Raw genomic sequence first — 11210 nt, forward strand, 5'->3', positions numbered from 1 at the left:
ATAAATCAGCTGATGGTATAATTCCTTTTAGGAAAGCGCTTACATTTTCTTAGGAGGGATAATTTATGGCAACTAATGATTTAAATGAACAACATCGAGAAAAGGCCAAGTTAATAAAAGTTTTGAGTGAAACTGGAATGCAAAATGTCATTGATGTTGATGCATTACAAAAAATGCAGGACAATATTGCAGAAATTTCGGGAATTTCTATTGTAGCTGTTGATGCTAAAGGGACACCAATAACCCAAGAAACGAGTTTTACTTCTTTTTGTAAATTGAGAAGAACGATGGACGATTGCCGATCGAATTGTTTTTTTTCGGATGCTTATGGTGGATTAAAAGCGGCAATGAAAAATATGCCATATGTTTACCGGTGTCCAGCAGGTCTGGTGGATTGTGCAGTTCCAATTAATATTTATGGTATCTATTTAGGTGCGATTCTTATTGGACAGGTAAAGTGTGAGACAACTGGCGCAAAAGATCTGGAAAATGTCATGAAGTTTACTTTTGAAAATATTAGTTCTGAAAAAGCTGAAGAACTTTATGCCGAGTATAAAAAAGTAAAAGTTGTTAAATTAGAAAGATTAAAGCTAGTTGCTAATATGTTTCGTTTAATAATTGATGAGATGATCGAAAAAAAAGTAGAGGAGCTTCTTCGAAAACGAACTGAACAGGAAAATGATAATTTAGAAATGAAAATAAAAAACTTATCAATTAAGGAAAAAGTTACAAAGACAACAGTAAGTAGTAGCCATGGTTCAGATTTTTTGAGAAATAAATTTCTTACAAATGTTATGAACTCTTTAGGAAACTTGTCAATTATCGAGAGGGCACCTAGAACAAATGAATTGACTTGTTTATTTTCAAAAATGTTGCGCTATAATTTTGAAACTCATGGTGGCTTTATTGAGCTCGAAAAAGAACTTGAAAATATAAAAAATTATCTCAGAATTCAACAAATATCTTCTTCAGATGGTTTTGATTACCAAATAAAGTATAATTGTTCCCTTAAAAATAAGTTTATTCCCTACTTTTCGATTTATGTTTTTGTTGAGAATTCTATTTTACATGGATTTAGTAAAATTAATTATAAAGGGCAATTAAAAATATTAATTTATGAAGATGAGAAAAATTATTTTATCCAAATTAAGGACAACGGTTCTGGAATGTCATCGCAAAATTTTGATCGCTTTTTTAAAAACAATTCAGAGATAGCTGATAAGGATGAATATGAATTAAGCATTCACTCTGTTAGAAAACGATTTATTTCCTTATTTGGTAAAGAGTATGATATCGAACTTCAGTCAAATTATCAGAAAGGATTTCAAGTAGTAATAAAAGTTCCATTAGCTATAGAAGGGATTAGAGTCAATGGGTAATAAAATAATTTTTTTTAAATTAGATCCTTTACTTGAAAAAGCTCTTTTTCAAGTAGCGGGGAATGTTTCTGAGCACAATTTTGAAATATGTACTATTCAAAAATTTGAAAATAAGTCAATTGCTGATTTGTTGAAGAATGAATACTTTAGAGGTGTTTTTTTAGAGTGTTCAACAATAAATGATGCCTTTTTTCGAAAAATAAATATTATTAATCAATTGAGCCCCAAAACAAAAATTTATGTTTTTTCTAATGAAATTACTACGGGGTTAGTTTCATTGTTAGAAAAACGAAAAATTGAAAAAATTATGCTATTACCACTTTCTTTTCGAATTATAAATAAAGTGATTTTTGAACTTAAGCACACACAAAATTTAACTGTTGAACCAATTACGTTGAAGCTTAGAAAACTAATCTTAAATTCAACATACAGTGAAGTGTATTCTGAGTTATTTATAATTTGTACCAATTATATTGAACAAATTTCCAGAGCTAATTTGTCAGCTCAATTAAGCATGCTTAGAAAAGTAGTACTTAGTAATGACAGTTATTCGGAAAAACTTAAAAATGACTTTGAATCAAATTTTACTTTAAATTTTTCTGATTATGAACTTACTGCCTATGTTGTTGAGTTTTTCATTTTTGACTTAGTAGATTTATTTTATCAAGAACAATTAATTCGAAAAAAACCATTTTTTTTGAATGTTTTTGAATGCGTAAATACGCAAATCCATTCAGATTTATTTTTATCTAATGTAGCGGAGCAAGCAAATATAAGTGCTAGTTATTTAAGTAGAGCAATTTCTAAGGAATTTGGTTTTAGTTTCAATAAATATATACAAATAAAGAAAGTTGAGGAGGCCAAAAAGGAGTTTTATTTTAATGATGAAAAAGTAATTGATGTTTCTTTTAAACTTTCTTTTAGTGAGCCAAGTTATTTTTCAAAAGTTTTTAAAAAAATACAAGGTGAGACCCCCATTCAATATAAAAAGAATATTATTTTGGAAAAAGAGAAAGCGGGTAATAAAGATGAAGAAAGTTGCGGCTGAATCGGTTACGGAAGGGCATCCTGATAAGGTTTGCGATCAATTATCAGATTGCTTATTGGATGCTTATTTGCAGAAAGATGCTAATGCTAAAGTTGCGCTAGAATGCATGATTTCTAAAAATCTATTATTAGTTTCTGGGGAGGTTAGCAGTAAAGAAACGATTAATTATGAAAGAGTGATAAGAAATAAGTTGCTTAGCATCGGTTATGATGATGTTAAAAAGGGCTTTGATGCTAAAAAGTGTGCTATTGAAATAAATGTTCATGCTCAGTCACCTGATATTAGTTTGGGGGTAAAAAAGGAAAGTGGCCATATTGGAGCAGGTGATCAAGGAACTGTCTACGGCTATGCAACTTCGGAAACGCCGGATCTTATTCCAATGCCAATATACTTGGCAAATAAACTAGCCAAGATTATCGATCAATACCGCCATACCCAAAGGCTTTCATACTTGAGACCGGATGGGAAGACCCAAGTAGTTGTAATATATGATAAAAACAACATTCCGATTGGTTTAGACAGTATTACATTGTCTGTTCAGCATGATCCGTTAATTTCAGAGGAACGTTTGCGTAATGATTTGTTTGAAAAAGTAATTCGAGAAAATATAGCAGAAAAATTTTTAAGAAATACTAAAATATTAATTAATCCGACTGGTAGATTTGTTGTAGGGGGGCCAGAGGCTGATACTGGGCTGACAGGCAGAAAAATTTTTGTTGACACATATGGGTGTGGTTTTCCTCACGGAGGTGGTGCTTTTTCAGGTAAAGATCCAACCAAGGTCGATCGTTCAGCCGCATATATGGCACGATTTGTTGCTAAAAATATTGTGGCTGCGGGATTAGCAGCAAGATGTTTGATATCTTTAACATATGTTATTGGAATTGAAAAACCTGTGAATGTTAATTTAGATACTTTTGGAACTGAAAAGATTTCATATGGGTTATTAAATGAATTTATTAACCGGATATTTGATTTTTCACCTAGTGAAATAATTTCAACACTTCATTTAAGGCAACCTATTTACAGTTCAACGGCAATTTATGGACATTTTAAAGCTGGGTATGAATATCCTTGGGAATCAACTAAAATAGCCTGTCTTTTGAAAATGCTACTTAAAGTTGATAGATAAAAGTTTACAGTATATAAGCACAAAAAGTATGGAGAGTCTGCAATAGTTGAGGACGAGCCTTTTTGAAAAATATAGTTAAAACATAAATAGGACTGGACAAAATTAACGTTTTATCCAGTCCTATTGTTTTATGAAGAATCTTAATATTGTTTTTTATCCGGTCGTTTAACTATAAAGATTAATGACATAATGCCTAGGAAAATGAATCCAATGATAACTGAGATTCGCGTTTCCGGGTTAAAGAACATAAAAATCAAAGTTAAAAATAAACCCAATAATGCAAAATAATTGCTGAATGGTGATAGAGCTAATTTAAAAGGATGATTTTGCAACTGGTCATGTTTTAACTGCCGGAATTTCAAATGACTTAAAAGAATTACAAACCAAGGCACCATTCCTGGCAGTACACTGGAACTATAGACTAGTACAAAGATATTTGCACTGCCCTTGACTAAATGCGGTAAAATTGCATTTAAAATCATTCCAATAAAAATACCAATAGATATTGTTAAAACAGCCAGTACCGGGACACCACGATTGGAAAGTTTAGTGAATTTTTCACTGATCTCATGTTTTAACCCTAGACTGTACAACATGCGACTAGAACTGAAAATTCCTGAATTGCAACCAGACATGGCAGCCGTAACTAAGACAAAATTAATAATTCCAGCAGCTGCTGTAATTCCAACGCGAGCGAAAGTTTCAACAAATGGAGATCCAACTTGATCAAGTTTATCCCAAGGATAGATTGTTACGATTACAAAAATTGATCCGATATAAAACAATAAAATTCGACCGACAATTGATTTAATGGATTTAATAATTGTTGGCTGTGGATTTTTGGCTTCACCAGCGGTAATACCGATAACTTCGATTCCTTGATAAGAGGCAATTACAATCGATAAGGCGAAGATGAACCCCTTAAAACCACCAGTAAAGAAGCCACCATGTGACCAAAGATTAGAGAACCCAATCGGCTGCCAATGATTACCAAGACCCAGTAAAATAACCATGACACCTAAGATTAACATAAAAATGATGGTTAAGACCTTGATTAAAGCAAACCAGAACTCTAATTCACCATAGGCTTTAACTGAAACCAGGTTAGCAATACAAAGAGTAATAACAATCACTGCTCCTGAGATCCAGTCAGGCAGATTAGGCCACCAATAATTTAAATATTGTCCTACCGCAATTACTTCACTGATACCGACAACCAGGTATTGAAAAACATTGCTCCAAGCCGTTAGATAACCAACAATGGGATGCAAATATTCACTGCCGAACTTAGCAAAAGATCCAGTAGAAGGATCTAGGTACAGCATTTCACCTAATGCGCGCATAACAATATAGAGGATTAAACCAGCTAAAGCATAATCCAGTAAAACTGAAGGCCCAGTCCATTTGATCGTTGAAGCTGACCCCATAAATAGACCAACACCGATTGTTCCTCCCAGAGCGATCATCTGCATTTGGCGTGATGAAAGATCACGATTAAGATTTTGATTTTCTTTTTCCTTCATAAAGCAGCTCCTTGATTAATTTTAATAATAAAAAAAGCCCCTGGAAAAATATTCCAGGGGCGCTGATAAGCGTGGTACCACCCATTTTTGATCAGCTATAAACTTGTTACTGATCACACTTAATTCCGATAACGGCTGCAGCCGGCATTTATTTCAGTAATCCCTAATCCAAATGCATCTCGAAAGTAGTATCTTGAAAGGATTTTTAATCAGCTTGCACCAACTCTGATCTCGCTTGAAAAATGATCTCTCAACACATGTCTTTCTCTAAAGCTTATTCTTCAATTGTAATCAAACAACCATTAAAAAACAAGTAGGATTATAAAAAAATCATAATTTAATTTGTAAAAGGATGATAAATGTTTAATAAACAAAGTTACTAAAATTTGCCAATCATTTTTTATAAAAAAGCGCTGATAATATTTAGAAGATTATCAGCGCTTTGAGTAATTAGGTAAATTTAAAAATTTGTCGTGTAACTTAGGATTATTTTAGAGCTTCCCAATGCCAATTTTCTACTTCAGGCAGATCGGTTCCTTCGTCGCGGATGTATTGCCGATGTTTCGCAATTTTAGCATCCATTTTAGCAACTAGTTGCCCGTATTTAACAGCATTTGGTAACAGCTTGATTGCTGCTTTGACTAAATCGAAACGATCTAATTGATTCAAGACGCGCATGTCAAACGGAGTAGTGATATCACCATTTTCACGATAGCCATGAATTGATAAATTATGATTATGACGATCAAAGAATAAGTCGCGGATCAAACCTTCATAACCATGAAAAGCAAAGATAATTGGTTTATCAACTGTAAAATAACTGTCAAATTCATCATCGCTTAACCCGCGGGGATCAAGTCGCTGACTACGTAATTTCAGAAGATCAACAACATTAATAAAGCGAATTTTTAATTCAGGAGCTGCCTGATGCAAAATAGAAATAGCAGCTAAACTCTCAAGATTAGGCTCAGTTCCAGCAGCAGCAATAACCAAATCCGGTTCAGCATGATCGTCGGTTGAAGCCCAGTCGATAATTTTAAGCCCATTGTCAACCAATTCTTGTGCTTCAGCCGCTGAATAAAACTGTGGCCGCGGGTGTTTTGAAGCAACGATTAAATTAATTTTTTCGCGGTCATTTAAAGTTTTAGCCATAACTGCCAGCAAACTATTGGCATCGGCTGGTAGATATTCACGAATATATTCTGGTTTCTTATCGGCTAAGTGTCCCAAGATACCGGGATCCTGATGGGTATAACCATTATGATCTTGCTGGAATACAGTTGAAGCCGAGATAATATTCAGTGATGGAATGTCTGAACGCCAAGACTGTTCTTTAGCTTTGCGTAACCATTTGAAATGCTGAGTCAGCATTGAATCAACTACTCGCAAGAATGCTTCATAACTGGCAAAAATTCCATGACGTCCGGTTAAAACGTATCCCTCTAACCAACCCTCAGCTTGATGTTCAGATAATTGTGAATCAATAACTCGACCCGCTGGTGCTAAAAACTCATCATTTGGTTCTTTGATTTGTTCCATCCATTGGCGTTCTGTAGACTCAAAGATTGGAGCCAAACGGTTAGACATAGTTTCATCAGGGCCAAAGAGGCGGAAATTCTTGTTAGTTGCATTTAATTTAAACGTATCTCGTAGATAAGTTCCCAAAACGGTCATATCTTGAGCTTCATTTTTACCGGGAACCGCAGTATCAACTGCATATTTACGATAATCCGGCAAAATCAAGTCTTTAATTAATTTACCAGGATTGGTGTGCGGATTAGCTGCCATTCGTTGATCTCCTTGTGGAGCGACTGCCGCAATTTCTGGTTTTAAAGTTCCATTTTCATCAAAGAGTTCTTCAGGATGATAGCTTTGCAGCCAAGCAGTTAGAGCATCAGCATGTTGCATATCATTGGCATCAACTGGAATTGGAATCTGATGAGCACGGAAGGATTTTTCGATCGGTTTGCCGTCCCATTCTTTTGGACCAGTCCAACCCTTAGGAGCGCGCAGAATAATCATTGGCCAAATTGGCAAGCTGCTGTCCTGATTTTCCCGAGCATTCTTTTGAATGCTCTTAATTTTTTCAATAGCTTGATCAACTGCTTGAGCCATTACGGGATGCATTTTAGCTGGATCGTCACCTTCAACAAATAATGGTTCCCAACCCAAACCTTCAAAATATTTTTGCAGTTGTTCGTCTGTTTCACGTGATAGAATTGTTGGATTCGAAATTTTAAAACCATTCAGGTTTAAAATCGGTAAAACAGCCCCATCGTTAATCGGATTAATGAATTTATTGGATTGCCAAGAAGTTGCTAGTGGTCCTGTTTCAGCTTCACCATCACCAACCACCGTTGCTGCAATTAAATCAGGGTTGTCGAAAATAGCACCAGTTGCATGTGAAATTGAATAACCAAGTTCACCGCCTTCATGAATTGAACCAGGGGTCTCTGGAGCAGCATGTGAGGCTACCCCGCCCGGAAATGAGAACTGCTTAAATAGTTTTTGCATACCTTGTTCATCTTGGGTAATTTGCGGATAAATCTCAGTATAACTGCCATCCAAGTATGAATTAGAAACCATCACCTGACCGCCATGACCAGGACCTTCAATGTAAAACATATTCAGATTATATTTATTGATGGCCCGATTTAAATGTGCATAAATAAAGTTTTGACCAGCAATCGTGCCCCAATGGCCAATAGGTTTAACTTTAACATCATCAGCTACCAAGGGACGTTTTAATAGTGGATTGTTTTTTAAATAAAGCTGACCAACAGAAATATAGTTGGCAGCGCGCCAAAAAGCATCAACCTTCTTTAAGTACTCTGGGGATGAATAATCTTGGGTCATAATTAATTGCCTCCTTAGCAATGTTCTAGGGATTAATTTTCTTCATTTCCATCATAACTTATCGGCATAAAAAGTCAACTTATTTTTATTTTGGGACGTACCAATTTAAAGAAAAATAAAAAAGCTTTTTCTATCTGCAAGAAAAAGTTGATTTAAGAGGAAATTTAATTAACTGTGACAAAAGAATTGAATTTCAAATATTTATAGTGGAAACGCATTGTTGAAAATTCGAAAGGAGTACCATTATCTAAAAAGAAAATTCCTTCCATAATGCCTGTCGGTTCGGTAGCTTTGAGTTGTAGCAATTGCTGATCTTCAGTTGTTGAAGGTTCAGCAAACACTGACAAAAAAGATTTGGTAACGGCTAAATTATGTTCAGTTTGCAGATAATTGAAAATTGAACCAGAAATAATTTTTCGTGATAGTTCCGGAACGATTTTAATTGGAATATAGCCGGTTTCAATCATAAAGGGTTGTTGTCCAAAAGAACGCAGCCGCACAATTCGGTAGACGAAGTCATCTTTTTTCAAGAATAAGTCGCGTTGTAATTCAGGGGTAGGTTTTACAACTTGAAACTCTAATACTTTAATTTGAGGGCGTTTGCCATTCATCTTAAAATTATCAGTAACCCCCAAGTTGGAACTTTCCTCATAATTAAAAACAGATTCGTTTTTTAAATAGAGTGGATTGATGAAAGTGCCCGAGCCGCGTTTTTTAAAAATAATCCCATCATTAGCCATTCGACTTAATGCACGTTTGATTGAACTACGGCTGACATGATAAGTTTCGCTTAAACTCCGCTCATCCGGCAAGCGGAGAGCAGGGAATTCACCCGCGAAAATTCTTTTTTTTAAATCAGTGATAATACGTTTATATACCAGTTGCGCCATAAAAATACCCCTTAATTTTAAGCTAATCTAAGTACTAGTTAACCACAATGCTCAAGAAACAACAAGCGTTTAAGCTGTTTAGTAAATAAAGTGGTTATATTTACCAAATTTTCTTTCGTTTAGTGGTAAAATTAAAATGCATATTAAAGAAAGGGGAGCGGAAATGGCAACAATTAAAGAAATTGCTGAATTGGCGAAAGTTTCATCCGCAACTGTTTCAAGGGTACTTAATTATGATAAATCCTTATCAGTCAGTGAAGAAACAAAAGAAAGAATTTTTAAAATTGCAAAGAACGTAAACTATAAAAAAAATAATCGAAAAACTAAAGAAAAGCAAAAAAAATTAGCTTTAATTGAATGGTATTCACAAAAAGAAGAATTAGATGATTTATATTATTATTCAATCAGATTAGGAATTGAGAAGGCAGCTAGAAATTCCGGCTATCAAATTGTTCGTTATTTCCAAAGCGAAGTCAGCGATAATTTAAAGGACACTGCTGGTATTTTAGCGATTGGAAAATTCAGTAAAGAACAGCAAGACAGGATGTACAATTATAGCCCAAATATTGTGTTTGTTGATTGCGATACACTAGCTTCTGGTTACAATTGTGTTGTGACTGATTTTTATAATTCGGTCGTTAATTTGTTGAACAACTTTATTGAAAATAATCAAAAGAAAATTGGGATGCTGGCCGGTGAAGAGCATACAATGGATTTTGCTGAAAATTTAATTGATCCTCGCTTAGTAGCGTTCAAAAGTTATCTTACAAATTATAATTTGTATCATTCTAAGTACGTCTATGTTGGTAAATTTACAGTAGAATCTGGTTATCAGATGATGAAGCAAGCATTAGTTGAATTGAAAGATGATCTACCGCAAGCGTTCTTTGCTGCCAATGATTCAATTGCCGTCGGAGCATTAAGGGCGTTGAATGAAGCAAATATAGCAGTTCCCAAAAAAGTAAGCATAATTTCTTTCAATGATACTTCGATTGCTAAGTACGTTTCTCCTTCATTAAGCAGCATTTGTGTTGATACCGAAGAGATGGGACGTACTGGTTTAATGCTGTTAGAAGAATTCGCAGCTGGTAAAAATAAGCTCAAAAGAAGTCCACGAAAGATCACAATTGGAACGAGATTGGTTGTTAGAGAAAGCAGTCTAGCCAAAAAGTAATTTTATATTTTTCGAAATTTAATTTGCTTTGAGCAGTCTAATAAGTAATTGTAGTTGATAATATTTGGTAATTATATAATCTTGATTCTCAGGTCATGAGAAAAGTCCTTTCTTTAAAGTTTAGGTACTTTAAGTTTGAGCTTTCTCAGGGCCTATTTTTTGTATACGCCAATGTGCTGTATTTGGATTTAATTAGTTTTTCCTTTTTAATAGTAGCTAGTTTACCGACATTAATCTAATAGTTCATGATAAAATGTTGTTTTTGCTTAATGATATTTATTTTGGAAATATCCATAGAGATATAATTCTTAGGCAAATAACAAACATTCACTTATTTTATTTAACAGAACAAAATTTCCTTTCACAAAAATATAATCCTTTCCTATAAACACTTCAAAAGATCATATAATTTAATTTTAAAAATACTTATTGAACAGAATAAATCCTAAATTGATCACAAATAAATCATTTAAAAATCGTTTTAAATTTTACTAAAATATGAGATAAAAAAGTGTGACGATATTCTTTATTTTTAGTAAAAAAGTGTTGTTTTTTTGCTGATATAGGATATAATAACAATTGAAAGCGGCTACAAAAAGAAAATAATGGTATTTATGTTCAAAAGGAGGGAAAAATAAAATTATTGATTTTTAATTATAAGGAGGCTTTTTATTAATTTTAGTAAATAAAATTACTACTTATTTTGTATTCGAACTATTAATTAGTTACTTATTGTAATAACGAGGTGGAATAGATAATGCAAGAAAGAAAAGTTAAATTACGTAATATTATTGGGTATGGAGCCACTGATGTTTTTGGAAATGGCGCACTTGCAGTTGTATCAACATGGATGTTGTTCTTTTACACTAGTTTTGGTGGATTAACAGCAATTGAAGGTGGATCTATCTTAGCTATTGCTAGGGTATGTGACGCATTTATTAGTCCAATTATGGGATATTTTACTGATCATTTTGGGAATACAAGGTTAGGAAAGAAATTTGGTCGACGTCGTTTTTTCCTTTTAGCAGGAATTCCATTGATGCTATTATATATTCTTCTTTGGATCCCGAAGGCTAATTTTTGGTATTATCTAGTTACTTACATTTTAATTGAAGCTTTAACTGCAATGGTTATGATTCCATATGAGACATTGGGAGTGTCAAGAAGTTTGTGTAAAAAGGGATTGCCCTTTCTCCATAAAATTAAAT

At 33.8% G+C, this 11210-nt stretch carries 8 protein-coding genes and 1 other annotated feature; of the genes, 5 read left to right on the forward strand and 3 right to left on the reverse strand.

Translation table 11 applies throughout. From position 1 onward, the window contains the following. Positions 1–65: 65 nt before the first annotated feature. Genes FC89_RS07490 through metK form a run of 3 tightly spaced genes read left to right on the forward strand, consistent with a single transcriptional unit; the run spans position 66 to position 3559 of the window. Entirely contained in the window at positions 66–1379 is a 1314-nt protein-coding gene (locus FC89_RS07490; RefSeq protein WP_057871922.1) for a PocR ligand-binding domain-containing protein, read from the forward strand. After that, a complete protein-coding gene (locus FC89_RS07495; protein ID WP_057871923.1) occupies positions 1372–2427 on the forward strand; it encodes a helix-turn-helix domain-containing protein in 1056 nt (351 codons plus the stop codon). The genes FC89_RS07490 and FC89_RS07495 overlap by 8 nt, the downstream gene beginning before the upstream one ends. Then, positions 2402–3559, forward strand: a complete 1158-nt coding sequence (metK, locus tag FC89_RS07500; protein WP_415617377.1) for a methionine adenosyltransferase — start codon at positions 2402–2404, stop codon at positions 3557–3559. Before FC89_RS07495 ends, metK begins: the two co-directional genes overlap by 26 nt. Positions 3560–3699: 140 nt before the next feature. Here metK and FC89_RS07505 read toward each other — a convergent pair whose 3' ends face one another. From FC89_RS07505 to FC89_RS07515, 3 genes are all read right to left on the reverse strand, one after another. Further along, entirely contained in the window at positions 3700–5082 is a 1383-nt protein-coding gene (locus tag FC89_RS07505) for an amino acid permease (RefSeq protein ID WP_057871925.1), read from the reverse strand. 52 nt (positions 5083–5134) lie between these two features. Then, positions 5135–5361: a binding site (T-box leader), on the reverse strand. Positions 5362–5568: 207 nt separating this feature from the next. Beyond that, positions 5569–7938 carry a phosphoketolase family protein gene (locus FC89_RS07510; protein WP_057871926.1) on the reverse strand — a complete coding sequence of 790 codons (2370 nt, stop codon included), beginning with the start codon at positions 7936–7938 and terminating at the stop codon, positions 5569–5571. Between the two features lie 164 nt (positions 7939–8102). Next, entirely contained in the window at positions 8103–8828 is a 726-nt protein-coding gene (locus tag FC89_RS07515) for a GntR family transcriptional regulator (RefSeq protein WP_057871927.1), read from the reverse strand. A 163-nt stretch (positions 8829–8991) separates the two neighbouring features. Between FC89_RS07515 and FC89_RS07520 the strand changes: the two genes are divergently transcribed. Next, on the forward strand, positions 8992–10002 hold the full coding sequence (locus FC89_RS07520; protein WP_057871928.1) for a LacI family DNA-binding transcriptional regulator: 1011 nt from the start codon (positions 8992–8994) through the stop codon (positions 10000–10002). Positions 10003–10759: 757 nt separating this feature from the next. Next, positions 10760–11210: MFS transporter (locus FC89_RS07525; protein WP_187329658.1), on the forward strand; the 451-nt coding region annotated here is incomplete at its 3' end.

The organism is Liquorilactobacillus ghanensis DSM 18630, from assembly GCF_001435235.1.
Lineage (GTDB): Bacteria > Bacillota > Bacilli > Lactobacillales > Lactobacillaceae > Liquorilactobacillus > Liquorilactobacillus ghanensis.